Annotated in this window: 16 protein-coding genes; 7 read left to right on the top strand and 9 right to left on the bottom strand. The window is 32.1% G+C overall.

What is annotated here, in order from left to right; genetic code table 11:
* Positions 1 to 6 precede the first annotated feature (6 nt).
* Positions 7 to 768 carry an acetylglutamate kinase gene (gene argB / locus FYJ81_RS07300; RefSeq protein ID WP_119517903.1) on the top strand — a complete coding sequence of 254 codons (762 nt, stop codon included), beginning with the start codon at positions 7 to 9 and terminating at the stop codon, positions 766 to 768.
* Between the two features lie 186 nt (positions 769 to 954).
* Here the strand turns inward: argB and FYJ81_RS07295 are convergent, their stop codons facing one another.
* Positions 955 to 2,187: an ArgE/DapE family deacylase gene (locus tag FYJ81_RS07295; protein ID WP_107386034.1), complete on the bottom strand. Its 1,233-nt coding sequence runs from the start codon at positions 2,185 to 2,187 to the stop codon at positions 955 to 957.
* A gap of 593 nt (positions 2,188 to 2,780) precedes the next feature.
* Here FYJ81_RS07295 and ssuE point away from each other — a divergent pair.
* Positions 2,781 to 3,320 (top strand): NADPH-dependent FMN reductase, encoded by a 540-nt coding sequence (gene ssuE, locus FYJ81_RS07290; protein ID WP_019469028.1) that lies wholly within the window; start codon positions 2,781 to 2,783, stop codon positions 3,318 to 3,320.
* Positions 3,321 to 3,447: 127 nt separating this feature from the next.
* Here ssuE and FYJ81_RS07285 read toward each other — a convergent pair whose 3' ends face one another.
* Both FYJ81_RS07285 and FYJ81_RS07280 read right to left on the bottom strand, forming a co-directional pair.
* Positions 3,448 to 4,107, bottom strand: a complete 660-nt coding sequence (locus FYJ81_RS07285) for a hypothetical protein (RefSeq protein WP_154409509.1) — start codon at positions 4,105 to 4,107, stop codon at positions 3,448 to 3,450.
* A 495-nt stretch (positions 4,108 to 4,602) separates the two neighbouring features.
* Complete coding sequence (locus FYJ81_RS07280) at positions 4,603 to 6,192, bottom strand: L-lactate permease (RefSeq protein WP_119517899.1); 1,590 nt, start codon at positions 6,190 to 6,192, stop codon at positions 4,603 to 4,605.
* 360 nt (positions 6,193 to 6,552) lie between these two features.
* Between FYJ81_RS07280 and FYJ81_RS07275 the strand changes: the two genes are divergently transcribed.
* The 5 genes from FYJ81_RS07275 (at position 6,553) to FYJ81_RS07255 (ending at position 12,504) form a co-directional block, all read left to right on the top strand.
* Positions 6,553 to 7,809 (top strand): MFS transporter, encoded by a 1,257-nt coding sequence (locus FYJ81_RS07275; protein ID WP_119517898.1) that lies wholly within the window; start codon positions 6,553 to 6,555, stop codon positions 7,807 to 7,809.
* 583 nt (positions 7,810 to 8,392) lie between these two features.
* On the top strand, positions 8,393 to 9,424 hold the full coding sequence (argF, locus tag FYJ81_RS07270) for an ornithine carbamoyltransferase (protein ID WP_182474481.1): 1,032 nt from the start codon (positions 8,393 to 8,395) through the stop codon (positions 9,422 to 9,424).
* A 178-nt stretch (positions 9,425 to 9,602) separates the two neighbouring features.
* Positions 9,603 to 11,141 (top strand): PTS transporter subunit EIIC, encoded by a 1,539-nt coding sequence (locus FYJ81_RS07265; protein ID WP_119517896.1) that lies wholly within the window; start codon positions 9,603 to 9,605, stop codon positions 11,139 to 11,141.
* 62 nt (positions 11,142 to 11,203) lie between these two features.
* On the top strand, positions 11,204 to 11,971 hold the full coding sequence (gene nagB / locus FYJ81_RS07260; RefSeq protein WP_107386028.1) for a glucosamine-6-phosphate deaminase: 768 nt from the start codon (positions 11,204 to 11,206) through the stop codon (positions 11,969 to 11,971).
* Between the two features lie 401 nt (positions 11,972 to 12,372).
* Positions 12,373 to 12,504: a beta-class phenol-soluble modulin gene (locus tag FYJ81_RS07255; protein WP_019469020.1), complete on the top strand. Its 132-nt coding sequence runs from the start codon at positions 12,373 to 12,375 to the stop codon at positions 12,502 to 12,504.
* A gap of 121 nt (positions 12,505 to 12,625) precedes the next feature.
* Here the strand turns inward: FYJ81_RS07255 and FYJ81_RS07250 are convergent, their stop codons facing one another.
* From FYJ81_RS07250 to FYJ81_RS07225, 6 genes are all read right to left on the bottom strand, one after another.
* Positions 12,626 to 13,840, bottom strand: coding sequence for a NupC/NupG family nucleoside CNT transporter (locus FYJ81_RS07250; RefSeq protein ID WP_119517768.1), 1,215 nt, complete (start codon positions 13,838 to 13,840; stop codon positions 12,626 to 12,628).
* 9 nt (positions 13,841 to 13,849) lie between these two features.
* Positions 13,850 to 14,761: a pseudouridine-5'-phosphate glycosidase gene (locus FYJ81_RS07245; protein WP_119517769.1), complete on the bottom strand. Its 912-nt coding sequence runs from the start codon at positions 14,759 to 14,761 to the stop codon at positions 13,850 to 13,852.
* Complete coding sequence (locus tag FYJ81_RS07240; protein WP_119517770.1) at positions 14,745 to 15,854, bottom strand: carbohydrate kinase; 1,110 nt, start codon at positions 15,852 to 15,854, stop codon at positions 14,745 to 14,747. The genes FYJ81_RS07245 and FYJ81_RS07240 overlap by 17 nt, the downstream gene beginning before the upstream one ends.
* A 538-nt stretch (positions 15,855 to 16,392) precedes the next feature.
* Positions 16,393 to 17,211 carry a hypothetical protein gene (locus FYJ81_RS07235; RefSeq protein WP_154409508.1) on the bottom strand — a complete coding sequence of 273 codons (819 nt, stop codon included), beginning with the start codon at positions 17,209 to 17,211 and terminating at the stop codon, positions 16,393 to 16,395.
* A 320-nt stretch (positions 17,212 to 17,531) separates the two neighbouring features.
* Positions 17,532 to 18,827: a TcaA second domain-containing protein gene (locus tag FYJ81_RS07230; RefSeq protein WP_119517771.1), complete on the bottom strand. Its 1,296-nt coding sequence runs from the start codon at positions 18,825 to 18,827 to the stop codon at positions 17,532 to 17,534.
* Between the two features lie 14 nt (positions 18,828 to 18,841).
* Complete coding sequence (locus FYJ81_RS07225) at positions 18,842 to 19,666, bottom strand: zinc ribbon domain-containing protein (RefSeq protein ID WP_119517772.1); 825 nt, start codon at positions 19,664 to 19,666, stop codon at positions 18,842 to 18,844.
* Positions 19,667 to 19,677 lie beyond the last annotated feature (11 nt).

The raw sequence follows: 19,677 nt of genomic DNA, 5'->3' as shown, positions 1-19,677 counted from the left end.
TTTGATATGGATTACATTGTAATTAAAATAGGTGGAAGCACTTTGACGGATATGCATGATTCTACAATTGAAGATATTGTTGCATTAAAAAATCAAGGTTATAATCCAATAATCGTCCATGGAGGAGGCCCTTTTATAAATCAATCTTTGGAATTACAAAAAGTAGAATCAAAATTTAAAAATGGTTTGAGAGTTACTACTGACGATGTGCTTTCTGTTACGACTCAAACATTAATTGGACAAGTGAATCCTAGTTTAGTCAATAAAATCAATCAATTTGGTGTTCAAAGTATTGGTATGAATGGCATAGATGCTCAATTATTTGATGTTAAACCGTTAGATCTAAAATATGGTTTTGTTGGCGAACCTATTCATATAGATACAAGTGTTATCGCAACTTTAACTCAATCTTTTCTACCAGTCATCGCATCTATAGGTGCTAATCAGACGACGTCTCAAGTATATAATGTTAACGCCGATACATTGGCATACAAACTTGCGCAAGCTTTACAGGCACCAATTTATTTATTGAGCGATATTCCGGGCGTTTTAATCAACGAAAAAGTACAACCGTCACTGAATGCGAAAAACATCGAAACATATATTGAACAAAAATTAATATATGGTGGAATGATACCTAAAGTACAAGACGCTGTAAAAGCAATAGAAATGGGATGCCAAAAAGTGGTTATTGCTGCAGGGAATGAAGCACATATTATTCAAAAACTGCAACATGGCCATAATGTAGGCACTACAATCCGTAAATAATATTTACCATGAGTGGCATATACACAATTTTTTAAAAGTGAAGCTTTTGTCCCACTCAGACAAGGATGAAGTTTTAAAAGTAAGTTTACAGATCTGACATCTCGTGCCCTATATATAAAAAAGCCCAGACATTTACTATGTTCTGAGCTTTTTTATATAGCTAAAGATTATTTAATTAAATCAAAACTAAAGATTTTTAGAATAAGTTGTTAAAAGTTCACTGTAAAAATCAATGAATTTTAAATACATATCTTTTTCTACACATTCATCAATTTGATGTGGTTTAATACCAGGGCCAAATACTAAGAATGGGAAACTTTCATCTTTATTTTTTAATAAGTTTGAAGCATCTGTAACGCCACCGATTGGAGAGGCAATAAAGTCCTTATCAAATAGAGATTTAGCTATAGTCTGAGCGGTATTAATTAAGCTATTATCACCAGTAGTAAGTACTGGATCTAGGTCTAAATATAAGTTGCTTGATAAATTTGCGCCTTTATCATTATGACTTTTAATTGTGTTTGAGAATAATGCTTTTACTTGTGCGTTATCATATTCTGGAATTGTACGAATATTAAAATCTGCATCAGCCTCTTCAGGGACAGAGTTAACTTGTACCCCACCTTTAATTAAAGTATTACTTATAACTAAACCTTGCAGTGCAGATTCTACATCTTCAAGTGCTGTTGTTGCAGGCAATGAAGGTTTAATTCTATCAATAAATTTTGTGAAATCTAACGCTTTTCCTTGTACTTCTTTGGAAATTCTAGCATAAGCGTCATCGATATCTTGTATAAATGAAATCAATGGTTTTATCGCATTTATGCCCATTACCGGCATAGAGCTGTGTGCTGATTTACCATAGGAAGTTATACGATAGTCCATAGAACCTTTATGTGCGTATACCATGATATCTTGGCAAGGTTCTGCTATAAGTAATGCATCAACGTCGTCCATATAGCCATGTTCATATAAAGTTTGGGAACCAAGTTGTTCCATTTCTTCACCACTAGTTGCTAAAAATCTAATACGACCATGTTGCAGTGCTTGAGATTGTTTAATATCAATAAGTGCAATTGCTAACGCAGCAAGTCCAGATTTCATATCTGCTGCACCACGGCCATATAAAAATCCATCATCCTCAGTAAGTGAAAATGGATCGTATGTCCATTGAGATTTATTACCCGCAGAAACCACGTCCATGTGACCTGAGATACCAATTACTGGATTTCCTTCACCTATTTCAGCAATAAGATTAGCACGTCGTTCATCAATTTTTTGGATTTTTGATTCAATCCCATAATTCGAAAATAATTGCTCTAAATAATTACAAACTTCAATCTCGTTATCATTTACTGTTTCAATTGCAACAATATCTGATAGGATTTGTACTTTTTCTTTATTAGAAAATGTACTCATTGTGTATCACTCCTTTGTATGACTAAATTAAGTATACATCTAGAAAAAATGATTTTTAAAGCGAAACGATTTTTAAAAAAAGAATATAACAAAATTATTTATATTGTAAAATCTTTAATAATGAAAACAAAATAAACTGTACTTGTACGATTACACATTTCGACGTGTGATATTGAAAATTAAGTATGTGTTAGGAATATAAGTAATACATCAATTGGAAAGTTAAATGTCATAACAATTTGTGAAGCAATGGTAGAAGCGGTAATTTATAAATGGATTTAGGTAATTCAACATATAGCTTTGAATAAAACATCAGTATTTCCATGGAAATGCATAATCAATGTTATAAATTAAATGTATACATTTATTGTGGCATTAATGAATGTATTATTGAATATAAACCGAAAGGAATGCAAAATAATTATTGTAATATTTCAAATCATTTTCTATGATTTTACCCGTATTTGATGATACGCTAAAGAAGTGGAATTTGGTTCCAAATTATTTTGTTTTTTCATATATTTTTTAAATAGTTAAGAATGAAAATGACAGTTATATATATGAAAATTTTATATAGAAAGGGGATAATCATATTGGCAAAAGTAGCAATTATTGCTGGCGGCAATAAACTTAAATCAAGACTCACAGGTATTATAGATTATGCGGAATCATATTTGAATGCTGAGGGCATCGAAACAAATGTCATTCATGTACATCAATTAGATGCTGAGGCTTTAATTACTGCAGATTTCTCTAATGAATCAATAAATACTACGCATAAAACGATAGAAGATGCAGATGGTATTATTATAGTATCTCCAGTATTTAAAGCAGCTTACTCAGGTATCGTAAAAACATATTTAGACTTATTACCACGTGGAGCATTTACTGGTAAAACAGTACTACCATTAGCTTTAGGTGGCACATTTGCGCATGTATTGGCAATCCAATACAGTCTTGATCCAGTGATCAAAGAACTAGGTGCAGATACAATTCATAAAGGTAGATTTATATTAGATAAGCACATCACACAAAACGAAGATGGTAGCTATGGTTATGATCAAGAAGCGAAAGATGGCTTAAATAAAACTTTAAAGAAATTTGTCAGCGACAAATCACAAGTTAAAGAATAAATGTATTTGGAATACGGATTATATCAAAAGTTACGATAAACGTAGTATCAACCATAATATAACAGTAATAAAAAAATAAGCACACAGTATCAAAACTTGTAAATTGATATTGTGTGCTTATTATTTTTTATAGTTCATTTAAATGCCACTGAGCTTGGTTATCTAAGGTTAACTTAAATTCATTTGTTTGAATGCATATGGGATGGGCTTCAGAAAATTGATCAGAGAATAGCCATTTATTATCTTCCGGCGTCAGTAAAATAAAACTGTCATCATAATGATCGCCGATAAAATTTAAATCATCTGGTACAAATGTTTGATTTTCATATGTATTTAAATGATACTTTGATAATGCTTCAAAGACTTCCGTCGTTTCATTACAAACGAACCCAATCTCACTAATTCTTGAAAATTCAGGGTCATCCGTAATATTAGAAATGCGTGCAATGAGTTCAACGACATTCCCTGATGGATCTTGAAAGTAAAATGAATGTGCAACAAAAGATTCGAAATAAGTCGTATGTTTACCATCTTCCATCAATAAAAATAATATATTTTGATAATGCTGTTTCATGTCATAAAAATGGTTGTATGGAATGTCAATTGCAAAGTGGTAAAATGGTTGGACATCATCGTCTGTTTGTTGAAAACACAAATGAGTCTCTCCAATTTCAACTGTAAAAGCTTCCCGACTAATCATACGAACAGGACATTCTAAAATTTCTTCATAAAATTGGAATGTCTCTTCAAACTCTGAAGTGAATAATTTAATGTTTTCAATTTTCATAAACGAACCCCACCCAATCCTCATTTTTAACATATAAATATAAGAAATAATTTACTTGTACTTTATCAAAATAATAATCAATATGATAATAATAAGAATTTTATATGAAATAATACGCTTTAAGTAACAATAAAGCCTATTTTCAGAAGCCATTTAACGCTATCTACTACAACTTAATTTTTTAGAAATATATACTGCAGTACATATTTCGCTTATGTTTGTTATAGGATTTGTCTACGATTATAAACATTTTCTTATTATTAACACTTTAAGAGCTGCAAACTAAATAAAGTTAAACTAGAAATGGTATTTGATATGTGTATATAGTAATATAGCGATTGATAAAATTTCATAAAAAGAAAAGGCTGAGACAATTCAACTTGTCTCAGCCTTTTTTGTCAGAGTAGGATGACAAAATGGTTTTAAATCAATTAGATTTCAATATTTCACTCTGATTTGTTAGTTCAAGATGTTTGTATATCAGACTTGCTTATACTAAGTGAATAATAATGAGATAATATAAGCACTAATACCAACTAAAATACAATACAGAAGTGCAGGTCCTAATGTTTTTCTTATGACACTACCTTCTTTGCCTGGCATATTAACCACTGCACACACTGCTACTACATTGTGCACACAAATCATATTACCAGCAGCTGCGCCAATGATTTGTGCAGCTAATACAATAAATGGATCTCCACCAATAGAGTTGGCGATATTTAATTGAATAGGCGAGAAGGTCAACGTTGAAACAGTTGCACTACCTGTAATAAATGAGCCTAAAGCACCTAAGAATGGTGCAACAAATAGCCAAATAGGACCTAAAGTGTTGGCCATATTTTTGGCGATGTATTCTGGCATACTAATTAAATCATGTGCATTCATACCAGAGTTAATAAAAACATGCACCATAGCGAGCGTAGCAATAAGTGTAATACCAGTGATTTTTATTGTGGATAGAGACGTTAAACTTGCATTACCAAAATCCTTAATAGATTTTCTTTGAACTATAATTGCGAAAACTGCAGATAATAATAAAATCGTCCCAGGTGAATAAAGAAATTGCCATTCAGATGATATTTCAGAGAAATTCAAAATATTATTCCAAGAAAAATCAAGGACATGTGTTGTGAAGTATTCAATACTTGGCACGGTTCTCGTTAATAGAAGTAAGATAACAACCATTACATAAGGTGCCCAAGCAGTTAGTAAACTCATAGAATGTTCCGTACTATCTGCTTCGTATGTGTCATCTAAGCCATCTCTCCACACTGTTTTAGGTAATAGCCACCCCTTACTTGCAGTTAAGACTGCTACTACAAGTCCAGTTAATGATCCTAATATAGCGACAAATTCTGCACCGAATACATGTGCATATACAAAGGCAGACACGGCATATACAATACCTATTAAAGCTAGCCACGGTAAAATTTCAATAATAGATTTTAGTTTCTTGTTTTTTCCAAAGAAAATCACCATTGTAGCGATTACGATAATAGGTATGAAAATACCACTTAATAAATCTAATACAGTTATTTGTTCAGCTGTAGACTGGAAAAAAGATTGATTTGCTTCTCTTAAAGTACTCAATCCAACAATAACTGGTGTACCTACAGCTCCGAAAGACACGGCAATACTGTCGGCAATTAAAGCTGTAACAACAGCAATCATAGGTCTAAAACCTAAAGCAACCATTAAAGGTGCCGTAACCATTGCTGGTGTACCAAAACCTGAAGCACCTTCAATAAGTGAACCAAATAAGAAAGCGACAATAATTACTTGGACACGCATATCTGGTGAAATTTTTTTGAATCCTGCATTTATACGGTTTACGGCACCTGTCTGACGTAATGTATTAAGTAAAACGAGTGCCCCGAATAAAATGTAAAGTATCGTTAATGTTTTATGTGTACCTTGAAGTATTGAAGCAATAACGACATTACCTTGCATCCCCCATACAAATATCCCTAAGATTGTAACAACGATAGCGCTAATAATCATTCCTTTTAAAGCAGACATACGTAAGAGTACGAGAAATAAAAAAGGTACGATTACTGCACTGAAAGCAACTAATAACATCATTTTATATAAAACTCCCTCATAAAAATTTAATAATCATCTAGTCATATGATGTTTAAATAACTTTCATTGTAAACGTTTACAAATAAATTTTCAATCATGTATAAAAAATATATTTTTAATTTTAAAAAATTAAGTGTTATGCAAATATTCTTTCTTTAACTTTAACAGCCTATATTTATTGATTTTATTCATTTATGTCTTAAAACGAAAATAAACGAAAATAAATTTGCGTTATTAGAAAAAATATAATAATATAATGATAATATTTGAAAGCGTTTACAAAACGATAGTCACAAAAATTGGAAGAAAATATTTAAATCAATTCTAATATTAACGATTGATTTATAAGGGGTGCGTAATATGAGTGATAAATTAACTAAAATGGGCATGCCTCCAACGTTATTTTGGGGATATGTTGGTGTATTAATATTTATGATGGGGGATGGTCTGGAGTTAGCATGGATTAGTCCTTATTTACATGATCATGGTCTGTCCGTACAACAAACAGCGATTTTGACAACGTGCTATGGTGTGACGATAGCCATTGGTTCTTGGTTATCAGGTGTCTTGGTAGAAATTATTGGTCCAAGAAAAGTAATGCTGTTAGGGACTGGGTTATATATCATAGGTCATGCAATATTCGTTGGTTTGGCAATTCCAACGATGAATTACAATATCATGATTCCTTCTTATGCAATAAGAGGTTTTGGCTATCCGTTATTTGCTTATTCTTTTTTGGTTTGGGTTGCTTATCGCTCTCCGCAAAAACGTTTAGGAGCTGCAGTAGGATGGTTTTGGTTTGTGTTTACAGGAGGGCTTAGTGTTCTAGGATCATTTTATTCTTCATTTGCGATTCAGTTATTTGGACATTTCTTTACATTATGGACTGCGATCATTTGGGTGTTAATAGGAACATTTTTAGCAGTGTTTGTAAATAGAGATCAGTTTATTATTGAAGAAAAAGGCCACGGCTTTAAAGAACACTTTAGTGAGGTGCTTGCAGGTTTAACGATACTAAAAAGAGAACCGCGTGTTGCAGTGGCATGTGTTGTTAGAGTCATTAACCAAGCAGCGCAGTATGCTTTTCCATTATTCTTGCCGATTTATTTAGCTTCCAAAGGTATTGCAACTACAACTTGGTTAAATATTTGGGGGACAATTTTTATTGCTAATATTATTTTCAATCTAATTTTTGGTGCGTTGAGTGATAAAATTGGCTGGAAAAATACAATTTCCTATATTGGTGGTGTGGGATGCGCGATATTTACGTTAGGGTTGTATTTTGTCCCTGAATTATTTACAGGTAATGTCTTTATTGTCGGTGCTGTAGGATTTTTATGGGGAATGTGTTTAGCAGGCTTTGTCCCTATTTCTGCGCTTGTTCCTTCATTAGTTCATGATGGAGATAAAGGGCCTGCAATGGCAATTTTAAATTTAGGAGCTGGACTTTGTGTATTTGCAGGACCAGGATTAGTGGCATTGTTTTATGACAGTATTGGTGTGAAAGGCATGATGTACTTAATTTTTGGATTATATGTTGCTAGTGCAATCATGACACGTTTTTTAAAAACCCCAGAAGAAAGAGAACGTAGGAAAACTGAAAATTTTGCATCATAGCGTAAATAATCTATATAGAAGCTATGAAAAAGTAAGTACTTGGTTTAGTGCATGATATACCTAATAGTATGAATTTGAAATTAGTAAATAATAAAAAACGGGCATACAGTTTCAAAATGATGGATTTTGATATTGTATGCCTATTTTTATTCATTTTTAAAGGATGATTATGCAATGATTTTGAGATGATGTGGGATAAAGGGAATTATTTTTCTTGGAAACCACCAGAAACAAAATGAGCAGCAATTTGCTTAATAGTGGCAAATAGTAAATCTAACATATATATTCACCTCCAATGAGCTAGCGATTACATCATTAATTTACTATATATCATTAAAATATAGTGTAAGAAAGCACAACTTAGTTAAATGATTGCCACGTTGTTTATTGTCAGAAATTTTGCTTGCTTAACCGTTGCAAATAAGGTCGTGATTGTATATAAATATGTTTTCAAAGTAGCTTACACGTTGTTGATTTTATAAAATATTTAAAAATATACAAAAAAAGGTATATTTATACTTGAAAATAACTCTATTTAAGTTTAATATGTATATAAATCTTATAAAAATATTGGAGTGATGAAATTGGGGCGTACACAACAGATTTAAAAAAACTAGCATTGTTAAAAGGTAAGAGCTTTTTGAAAACGAGTGACTTTACTGCAGATGAACTAGTAACATTGATTGACTTTACCGGAGAATTAAAAGAAAAGAAAAAGCGTGGTATTCCACACCCTTATCTTAAAGGTAAGAATATTGCTTTATTATTTGAAAAACCATCTACAAGAACACGTTCAGCATTTAGCGTAGCAGCTAATGATTTAGGTGCATTTCCAGATTATTTTGGTCAAGGTGAAATTCACTTAGGTGTCAAAGAATCAACAGAGGATACGGCAAAAGTATTAGGTAGTATGTATGATGGTATTGAATTTAGAGGTTTTTATCAAAAAGATGTAGAAAGTATAGCGCAACATGCCAAAGTTCCAGTATGGAATGGTTTAACAAACGAATGGCATCCTACTCAAATGATTGCAGACTTTTATACATTAAAAGAACACCTAGGTACATTACAAGGTAAGACACTGACTTATGTCGGTGATGCAAGAAATAATGTGGCGCATGATTTATTAGTTACCGGTGCAATATTAGGTATGAATATCCATATTGCAGCCCCTCAATCGCTACAGCCTGAGCAAGATATTCAGCAACTCGCTAAAAATTATGCAACACAATCTCATAGTAATATTTTAATTACTGATAATATTCAACAAGCAGTTTATAAAACAGATGCAATATATACAGATGTTTGGTTTTCAATGGGAGAAGATGAATCAGTTCAAACACAGCGTATTGAAAAATTACTTCCATATCAAATTAATGAAGCTATGCTTGTCAATACAATGAATCCGGATGTTATTGTATTACATTGTTTGCCAGCTTTTCATGATGTGCATACAAAAGTGGGACAACAAATTTATAAGACCCATGGATTAACTGAAATGGAGATAACAGATGATGTATTTAAAGGTGAACATGCTGTTATATTTGAACAAGCGGAAAATAGATTACATTCAATCAAAGCAATTATGGCTGGAACATTAGGAGATATTTTTTAGCGTCATATCATAATTGAATAAATATAGAACTTCACAAAGTAAAGTGACTTTGTGAGGTTTTTTGTATTTAAAATAAAAATAGTTATCTATTTTATGAAAAAGTTTTTCATAATGGTAATTTATATTGATTAATATTTTCTTTGATTGTATATTTATGGTAATTAGGAGGTTGATGACTATGAGTAAGTTGTTTGAAAAGGCGCAACAATTTGGTAAATCATTTATGTTGCCTATCGCTATATTACCAGCAGCTGGATTATTGTTGGGAATCGGTGGCGCATTAAGTAATCCGAATACAATTAAAGCATATCCTGTGTTGGATATTACTTTATTACAGAATATATTTGTCCTTATGTCATCTGCAGGTAATATTGTATTTCAAAATTTACCAGTAATTTTTGCTATAGGTGTTGCTATAGGATTAGCTAGAAGTGATAAAGGTACTGCAGGATTAGCAGCAATGCTAGGATTCCTGATTATGAACGCTTCGATGAATGGGTTGTTGATCATTACAGATACGTTAGCAAAAGGCAATTTGGCAGAAGAAGGACAAAGTATGGTTCTTGGAATTCAAACAGTAGAAACGGGCGTGTTTGGGGGAATTATAACAGGTGTTATGACAGCGCTCTTACATAATAAATATCACAAGATATCACTTCCGTCGTATTTAGGATTCTTTGGAGGATCTCGTTTTGTGCCAATTATTACAGCAATCTCTGCAATCATACTCGGGGTTATCATGTTCTTTGTTTGGCCTACAGTGCAAGGATGGATATTTGGCGTTGGAGGTATCGTAGATAAAACGGGTGTCATTGGTACTTTTTTCTTTGGATTTATATTAAGACTGTTGGGACCATTTGGTTTACATCACATTTTCTATTTACCGTTTTGGCAAACTGCATTAGGTGGCTCATTAGAAGTCAAAGGTCATCTTGTTCAAGGTACTCAAAATATTTTCTTTGCTCAACTAGGTGATCCAGATGTAACGAAATACTATTCAGGTGTTTCGCGTTATATGTCAGGGCGATTTATTACAATGATGTTTGGCCTATGTGGTGCAGCTTTAGCAATTTATCATACTGCTAAACCGCAACATAAAAAAGTCGTTGGCGGTTTAATGTTATCGGCTGCTTTAACTTCATTTTTAACAGGTATTACAGAACCGCTAGAGTTCAGCTTTTTATTTGTTGCACCTGTTTTATATGTGATACATGCATTTTTAGATGGTTTAGCTTTTATGATGGCGGACATTTTTAATATTACGATAGGTCAAACATTCAGTGGTGGATTTATAGACTTTTTATTATTCGGCGTTTTGCAAGGTAATGCTAAGACGAATTTTTTATGGGTGATACCAATTGGCATCCTTTGGTTTATTTTATATTATGTTATTTTTAGATTTTTAATTAACAAATTCAATTTTAAAACACCTGGTAGAGAAGCGGAAGCAACTACAGAAACCGTTGAAACGACAGAACGGGCTAAAACAATCATCAAGGGTTTAGGCGGTAAAGAAAATATAGATATTGTCGATTGTTGTGCTACAAGACTAAGAGTGACGTTAAAGTCGGATGAACCTGTCAATAAACAAGTGCTTAATTCTACCGAAGCTAGAGGTATTATTCAGAAAGGTAATGGTGTACAAATTGTTTATGGGCCACATGTTACAACGATAAAAAATGAAGTAGAAGAATTGCTAGAAAGCGAGCAAGTGTAATTTATAAAATATTCAATTTATCATTAAACAAAAGTAATATGTAGAAAGTGATTGGTGAGTATATGTATATTTTGAATTTGGAGAATCGACAACTTGCAAGTCAATATGTTGCGATTGAACTGTTAAAACAAATGAAATTAAAACCGGATTCAGTATTGGGGCTTGCTACAGGAAATACTATGACAGATGTTTACAAGTATTTAAAAATATTAATCAATAATAATAATTTGCAACTAGATCAAATAGTGACATTTAATTTGGATGAATATGTGGGTTTAAGCGCAGACAATGATCAAAGTTATCATGCATATATGTACCAACAGTTATTTAAACATCATCAAACGTGGCATAAAGAAAATATATTTATACCACAAGGAGATACCGATAATTTAGAACAAGAATGCTTAATGTATGAACAATATTTAAAAGATAAAAGCCCTGCAGATATACAAATTTTAGGTATAGGTGAAAACGGCCATATAGGATTTAATGAGCCTGGTTCGTCGTTTGAAAGTGTCACAAGAGTTGTAGATTTATCTTCTTCAACGATTAATGCAAATAGTCGTTATTTTGATTCAATAGAAGATGTTCCTAAGCAAGCAATTTCTATGGGACTGGCATCCATTATGCGTGCGAAACGTATTATTTTGTTAGCGATGGGCAGAAATAAAAAAGAAGCCATTTCACAATTAATAGAGGGGGATATATCTGAAGCATTACCAGCATCTATATTACATCAACATCCTCATGTTGATGTAATTGTAGATAATGAAGTATTCGAAGCTTTAGATCAAGATCAAGTTCAGCGATTAGAAAGGCATTTGTCATAAAGATATTTGAATACGTTGTGTTTTGGCGAGACGCTTGAGGTAACAGGGCAAGCTGAAGACTATAGACTGAAACTGTCCCTTAAGAAAGAGAGCCAACAATACGAAGTATTGAATAAAAAAAGAAGCACTCAGATGAATTGAATTAAATCATCTGAGTGCTATTTTTCTAGGATTTATGTCTCAGACTCATCATTTCTGTCGTTATAAAAATAATATAAAACTTTATCACTGAATGACAACTAGGAAACATTAATTGTAAAAATTAAGTATTGTAATAACACTTAGGTATAAAAAACTACAAATTAAGAAATATTTACAACAATATTAATATTTTTTATTATAATTTAGTTAAAGGTAATCAACCTTTAACAAATAATATATCGAGGAATGAGGTGTGTTAAATGTCTGATTTCGTAAACGCAATCAGTGAAGCTGTAAAAGCAGGTTTAAGTGCTGACTGGGTGACAATGGGAACTAGCATTGCGGACGCATTAGCTAAAGGCGCTGACTTCATCTTAGGTTTTTTTAACTAATAAATATTGAAAGAGGCTGAGACAAATTGAATTGTCTCAGCCTTTTATTATTTAATTACTGGAATGGACGACGAAATCATTTTAAGTGAATTTGATTTCAGTACATACTCTTTTTAAAATACTATAATACTAAACCAACTATTGATGCTGAAATAATTGAAGCAAGTGTAGAACCTAGCAGCAAGCGTAGGGCAAACGAAGCCACCTTATTACCTTGTGCATCACTAAATCCTTTGATAGCACCAACGATAATGCCTACAGTACCAAAATTAGCAAAACTAACAAGATAGACAGAAATGATACCTTGTGTACGTTGTGTTAAATCTCCAGCTAATTTTTGGAAGTCTAACATAGCAACAAATTCATTAGTGATTAATTTAGTTGCCATCAGTGATCCAGCTTGAACTGCTTCGTTCCAAGGTACACCTATAATAAAAGCAATCGGTGTAAAAATAAAGCCGATTAATTGTTTGAAATCTAAACCAACAAAATTAAATAACACTGTGACTGCTTCCATCAAAGAGATAAATGCAAGTAACATAATGGCGACACTTACGGCAATTTTAAAACCATCCGTAGCACTATCACCAATCATTTGGAAAAATGGAACCTTTTTCGGCTTTGTTTCATCACTATTTGAATTGCTTTTAACTGTGGATGAGTTGGAAATCTCAACATCACTATCATCTGATTGATATGGATTGATGACACTTGCGATAATTAATGCACTGAAAATATTGAGCATAACGGCAGTAACAACATATTTAGGTTCAATCATTTGCATATATGAACCTAACATAGCCATACTGACTGCACTCATACCAGAAGTGGTAATTGTATATAGTTTCTCTTTAGATAATTTAGGAATCATTTCTTTAATAGTTAAATAAACTTCTGGCTGTCCTAACATCGACGTTGAGATTGCAAAGTAACTTTCGAGACGGCCCATACGTGTGATTTTATTGATAATAATACCAACATATTTAATGATAAACGGAAGAATTTTAAAATAGTTTAATACACCGATTAGTACTGAAATAAATACTAAAGGTAGTAACACTGTAATAAAGAAAGTTGAAGCACCTTTGTTTTGTAAACCGCCGAAGACAAACTCGATACCAGCTTTACTAATATTGATTAATTCTTCAAAAAATGAACCTAGTGTTGTTAATATCGTTAAACCAATAGTCGTATTCATCATGAATAATACAATGACGATTTGAACGATTAACATAATTACTGTTTTTTTGAAATCAATCGCCTTTCTGTTATAGCTAAATAAAAAAGCGATGAATAACGCAAAAAGTATACCAGTAATGGCAAATATGATTGACATAAGTATCACCTACAATTTATTGAAAGCAACTGCAATTTTAGCTCCAAGTACCGCATTGTTTTCAACTAGTTTGATATTTGTATTTAAACTCTTGCCTTCAGACTTTTCGACAATTTTACTGAGTAAAAATGGCGTAGAATCTTTACCACTAATACCTTGCGTTTCTGCTTCTTTAACTGCTTCTTCAATAATGCCGTCAATATATGATTTTGGTAGTTCATTTTCTTTCTGAACTGGATTAGCGATGACAATACCGCCTTCAATATTTAAATCATTTTTAATTTTACAAATATGTGCGATGTTGTCTGGGTTTTCAGAAGAACTGTTTAATTTAATACCACTTTGTCTTGTGAAGAACGCTGGTAATTCATCTGTTTGGTAACCAATTACTGGTACACCTTTTGTTTCAAGATATTCCATTGTTTTTGGTAAATCTAGAATAGATTTAGCACCTGCACATATTACTGTTACATTTGTTTTACCTAATTCTTCTAAGTCTGCTGAGATATCCATAGTGTTTTCAACGCCCCTATGTACACCACCAATACCACCAGTTACAAAGAATTGAATTTCTGCTAATTCTGCACTCATCATTGTTGATGCAACAGTAGTTGCGCCAATCTGTTTAGTAGCGAGTACTTCTGCAAAATCACGACGTGAAACTTTTGCGACATTATCACTTTTAGCAAGTAATTCTAGTTCATCATTTTCCAGTCCAATTTTAATCTTTCCATCAATTAATGCAATTGTTGCTGGAATAGCGCCATATTCACGTATGATATTTTCAACAGTCGTAGCCATTTCTACATTTTGCGGGTATGGCATACCATGTGAAATAATTGTTGATTCTAAGGCTACGATGGGCTTCTTGTCTGCTTTAGCTTGTGCTACTTCTGTGGAAAATTCAATATATTGCTTCATTTTTATAGTCCTCCAAATCTCTAAATAATTGTTTTTTATCTAAGTTTTGCCTCACTGTATATTCTGTTTCAATTGTTTTACGAGAATTAATCATGCCTGCTGTCAGTATGCTTTCGGTATCTAGGTCATTTAACCAACTGAAAATGACTGCACTAGAGAAAGCGTCACCAGCACCTGTTACGTCAACGACATGCTCAGAAGGTATGACAGGTTTAATTACTTCTTCGTCATTATTTCTAAAAATAAGTTCTTTTACACCGTTTGTAATAACGACATTTGAAACACCCAACTGATTCCATTTCTGTGCAGCTTTACGCAAATCATCAGTGTCTTGTATGTTCGTATTTAAATAAGTTTCTGTTTCATCTCTATTGATAATGAGCCAATCGATAGCATGTAACGAATCAGGCATGTTTTTCATTTTTGGGGATGAAACTGGAATCACTATTAATTTAATACTATGTTTTTCTGAATAGGCACATAAAAAATCCATTGCACTTTTTGAAATATTGAGGTCTGCGATGATACATTTTGCTTTTATTAATAAGTGTGTACGCTTAATTAAAAATTCTGGAGTGATATAATCATAGACCTCCATATCTGCTAAGCCATATTCCATATTACCGTCGCTATTGATTAATGCAGTATAGGAACCAGTGTTTGCATTTTCAATTTGTTGAACGTGGTCTAAATTCATGAATGGGGTTGATAATTTGTGAATCATATCCCACTCACTATCATTGCCACTCACAGATAAAAATGCGACTGTTTCTCCCATACGGCCTAGATTCTCAGCAATGTTGCGCGCAACACCACCTATAGATCTCGTTGAGGTAACAGGATTAGACGTTTCTAATTGTAAGTCGCTATGAACATAAAATTTTCTGTCTAAGTTCGCAGCGCCAATGCACACAATTGGATAATCTTCATTTAAAACATATGCTTTTCCTAAAACATATTCTTTACGAATAAGTCCGGATATAATATTTGCAACTGCTGGCCTAGATAATCCAATGGACTGTGCTAATTCTTGTTGTGAAATGAATGGATTTTCCTGAATACGATTTAAAACTGCTTGTTCATTTTTATTCATATGGCAACCTCCTTTATGCAAAATTAAACTTAAGTTTACAAATTAAACATTTGTTTAAGTTGATAAGATAATAGCATGAATATTCTGAATTGTATGCGCTTACATATAATAGTTCGTAAAATTGTAATATCTATATAACTGCGAAATATCAATTTGAATATGCTACATATTGCTGGAAATCAGGAGTTTTATGGCTTTTTATAATTCGTGTAATTTATTAAATTAGTTTGAATGAAAATTTTTTTCAATTAATAATCGAACTTCAATAATTTTATGTTTGAATTGTGGAAAGTATATTTTCAAACGTTAATAAAGTTAAATAGAAATGAGGGTGTTTATAAAAAGATATATATTTAATAGTTTTATAACTAATAAAAAGCTAGGGAAACGAGAGATTAAGGTAACAGATAGACATGTCAGACAGTAGGTGAACATAAATAAAAAACTGTCGACAAGGTGAGACCTTAGTCGACAGTTTTTATTTTGAGAATATCATCTATATTTTATAATTTTTGAAAACATATATTAATTTTACATGCTAACTTTCAGCGTTATCATTATTTGCTTCTTCATCTTTATTAAACAAAGAAGAAAATTTAGATTTTATATCATCTAGCTTACTATTTACTTTTTCCAATTCTTCTTGCATTTTATCAGTATTACCATTATCTTTTTCGGTTTTTGCCTGTTTTAAATCATCTATCGTAGTTTGATATTTATCAGCTAAATGATTTGTTTTATTAGAATCAGCTTCTTGTTTTAAACTATCAATCTTATCTTGTAATGCTTGTAATTTAGAATCTGTTGCTTCATTAGAGTTTGAAATATCTGTTTTTAATGATTGTATATCATCTTTAACTTGATTGTTCTGACGTTCGAAATTGACATTATCGCCTTGAGTATCATTCGATTGATTTTGATTGGCGGTGGATTGTTCACTTGATTCATTTGCAGTTTGTTGATCATCATTGCCACCATTCATAAAAGTACTAACTGCAAAGATGACAATGATAACTAATAAAACCACCATACCTAAACCTAGCCAAAATTGTTTGCGTTTTGATTTTTTATTTTCTTCTAATAACTGCAACTCACGTTCGCGATCTCGCTGATTGTAGCTTGTTTCTGACTTGTAATCATTGTAATTATTGTCATTATAAGATTCGCTATTTTTTTCAGTACGACGATAGGGATTGTATAAGATCGTTCCGAAGGTATCTTGTTGTTGCTGGTCATTCACAGTATGAATATTTAAATCCGTATTAACGTTCCCATATTTGTCTAACGCAATAATTTTTCCATCATCTTCAATTTTTAAAATTTTAGGATAATCATTGAAAGAGTTATTATTAGCCATTTTTTCACCTTCAAATATATTTAGATATTAATTGCTTACTTTTAAATTACCCAACTCTAGTAGTATAAACATTGCTTGTTTTAATAGTCTTTCATATATATTACTTAATTTTTTAAAATATAACATCATCATTTAGACTGAGGTGATGCATTTGGTGATATTTTGTTTTACTTTAACAAAGATATAAATTAAGGAGTGGGACAGAAATCTTTTTAATAAAATTAGATTTCAATCCCACTCCTTTAAATAGTGTGTTTAAGTAATTATGCAATGTAATGGCCACGTTTCAAGTAACAAGTTGGATTACTATTTGTGGTTTGTTAATATCCTGAATCGACTTCTTCACCGTCTTCGTCATATTCAGTAACGTAACCATCCTCATCAATTTTATAAGAACCTGCTAACTCTCCGTCTTTATCTGTGAAGGAGAATCCCCAACCGTCTCCAGTTTTTTCGGGTTCTTTATAAGTATAATTATCTGTATCCAAAGTACTCCCTTCATAAGATTCAACTTTATCAATAACATTATCACGTGTTACTTTTTCATCAGAATTGGAAGTACTATCATCGTCGTCATCAGAATCTGCTTCTTTTTCAATCATTTTATCTTCATAATCGCTTATTGCATCATCGTCAAATGTTAAAGCTACGTCAATTTCATCTTCATCATCATTTGGACTTGAAACATTTTCTACACTAGATTTGAATTGTTTACCCTCAACTTCAGTGGTAGCATAAACTTCGACTTTTTCATCAGGTGCATAAGGGCCGTAAGTGACAGATTCATATTCATCAAAATCTGATTGTTCATTACCATTTATATAAAGTTTAAGTGAATCGGAATCTGCAAAAGATGAATCAATACTAACTGTAAAACGTTTTTGTTTGAATTGCAGATCTGCACTATTACTTTCTGACATATCGATATGAATGACACCATCGAATTTTTTGTTATCAACCTTTTGCGTTGCTTTTAAGTCATATATGCCGATTGGAAAATCATCAAGTGTTTTCGTCTTACCTTGTTTTAATTTAACTTGTGTTGTTTTGTCATTAAGTTTGTAAGATAGTGTCGTGTCTTCTTCTGAAGTAATAGAAACAGGTTCCTCATTAACATTAAAAATGTAATTTTTAAATATGCCCCATTTTTTTCCATCTTCGGTAATATTGATTAGAGAAGTATCGCCAACAGTGACAGTTTGTTCGTTTAATTTGTCTTCTTTGATATTTTTTGCACTACTTTGTAGTTCATCAGCAACACGATCTACGCTATCGGTTTCGTCAATATATTTATAAATAGCCTTAGCTTCATCTTTAGAAATAGCTTCACCATTTGATTTTAAATGGCTAGCTAGACGATCTGTATCTTTGTTTTTTAAATCTTTAGCAATGGTTTCTGCTTGTTTTGTAGGTGATAGTTGCGCGTCTATTATTTTATAAGCCACAAACAAAGCGATAATAATGACTAATATCACTGCAATAATAATAAATAGAGGCCATTTTGATTTATGGTTAGGTGATTGATTAGTTGCTCTTTGTTGAATAGGCGTCCCACATTGGGTACAAACGCGTTGACCAGGTTTAATTTCAGCACCACAATTACTACAATACTTCATTTGAAACATCCTCCTTAATAACCTGTATTAAAAAATGAACTTAAATCACTTAATGTATTAGAAACAGTACTTTCCACTATAATACGTAAAATGATTCCCAAAATGATGATATAGATGAATATAGAATAAATGACTGGCATACGTATAAGTTGGTTGTGACTATATTTCGTAATTAAATATATTGGTGCAATTAAAGTGAATAATATAGCAATAATGATAAGGAATATTGCAAAACTTGGAACATGAATTGCTAAAAATAGTAAACCAAGTAAAAGTGTAATGACAGATAGGGTGTTAACTAAAACGAAATCTGAAAATACTTTATGTAACGTCGAATTAATATTTAATATTTTGATTAGTGCATAAGTGATTCCAAATAGTACTGCAATTGCAATTAATAAGAAAAGTGAAATGTTAAACACAACACTTGCTTTACTTGACATGAAATATGCTACTTCTGCAGGTATCAGTATTGTTAGTAATATGATGGATAAAAGTAATCCCGCTACAATTATACTGAAAAGTGTTTTGTAAGAAAAAAAGTGGGGACTCACAAGTTCTTTATCCGGATGTCTAAAAGCAGTTGAAAAGAACGTTTTAGCTTCATTGAAAATGTCTGAAGAATGCTTTGAAAACTGCTCGGTTTTAGGATTAGACTGTGTTGAATATTGTGTTGATGTTTGTGTTGCATTAGATTGCGTTGAATCTAGTTCAGATGTGTAGTTCGGTTTGTTTTTAGTTTCGTTCGTTGTATTCGTTTGATGAGATAATTTTGTACCACACTCTCCACAAAATAAATCTGATGCTTCAATAGGATTTCCACATTTTGGACACTGCATAAAGCTTCCCC

Origin of the sequence: Staphylococcus sp. McC-251-APC-3A2, assembly GCF_009695665.1 — a bacterium.
Classification (GTDB): Bacteria; Bacillota; Bacilli; order Staphylococcales; family Staphylococcaceae; genus Staphylococcus; species Staphylococcus cohnii.
This window is presented reverse-complemented; position numbering and strand designations above follow the sequence as displayed.

Excerpts from the sequence above, each read along its gene's own strand:
- argB (WP_119517903.1), top strand. The coding sequence starts at position 7 with ATGGATTACATTGTAATTAAAATAGGTGGAAGCACTTTGACGGATATG.
- FYJ81_RS07295 (WP_107386034.1), bottom strand. The coding sequence starts at position 2,187 with ATGAGTACATTTTCTAATAAAGAAAAAGTACAAATCCTATCAGATATT.
- FYJ81_RS07285 (WP_154409509.1), bottom strand. The coding sequence starts at position 4,107 with ATGAAAATTGAAAACATTAAATTATTCACTTCAGAGTTTGAAGAGACA.
- FYJ81_RS07280 (WP_119517899.1), bottom strand. The coding sequence starts at position 6,192 with ATGATGTTATTAGTTGCTTTCAGTGCAGTAATCGTACCTTTTTTATTT.
- FYJ81_RS07275 (WP_119517898.1), top strand. The coding sequence starts at position 6,553 with ATGAGTGATAAATTAACTAAAATGGGCATGCCTCCAACGTTATTTTGG.
- FYJ81_RS07265 (WP_119517896.1), top strand. The coding sequence starts at position 9,603 with ATGAGTAAGTTGTTTGAAAAGGCGCAACAATTTGGTAAATCATTTATG.
- nagB (WP_107386028.1), top strand. The coding sequence starts at position 11,204 with ATGTATATTTTGAATTTGGAGAATCGACAACTTGCAAGTCAATATGTT.
- FYJ81_RS07255 (WP_019469020.1), top strand. The coding sequence starts at position 12,373 with ATGTCTGATTTCGTAAACGCAATCAGTGAAGCTGTAAAAGCAGGTTTA.
- FYJ81_RS07250 (WP_119517768.1), bottom strand. The coding sequence starts at position 13,840 with ATGTCAATCATATTTGCCATTACTGGTATACTTTTTGCGTTATTCATC.
- FYJ81_RS07245 (WP_119517769.1), bottom strand. The coding sequence starts at position 14,761 with ATGAAGCAATATATTGAATTTTCCACAGAAGTAGCACAAGCTAAAGCA.
- FYJ81_RS07240 (WP_119517770.1), bottom strand. The coding sequence starts at position 15,854 with ATGAATAAAAATGAACAAGCAGTTTTAAATCGTATTCAGGAAAATCCA.
- FYJ81_RS07235 (WP_154409508.1), bottom strand. The coding sequence starts at position 17,211 with ATGGCTAATAATAACTCTTTCAATGATTATCCTAAAATTTTAAAAATT.
- FYJ81_RS07230 (WP_119517771.1), bottom strand. The coding sequence starts at position 18,827 with ATGAAGTATTGTAGTAATTGTGGTGCTGAAATTAAACCTGGTCAACGC.
- FYJ81_RS07225 (WP_119517772.1), bottom strand. The coding sequence starts at position 19,666 with ATGCAGTGTCCAAAATGTGGAAATCCTATTGAAGCATCAGATTTATTT.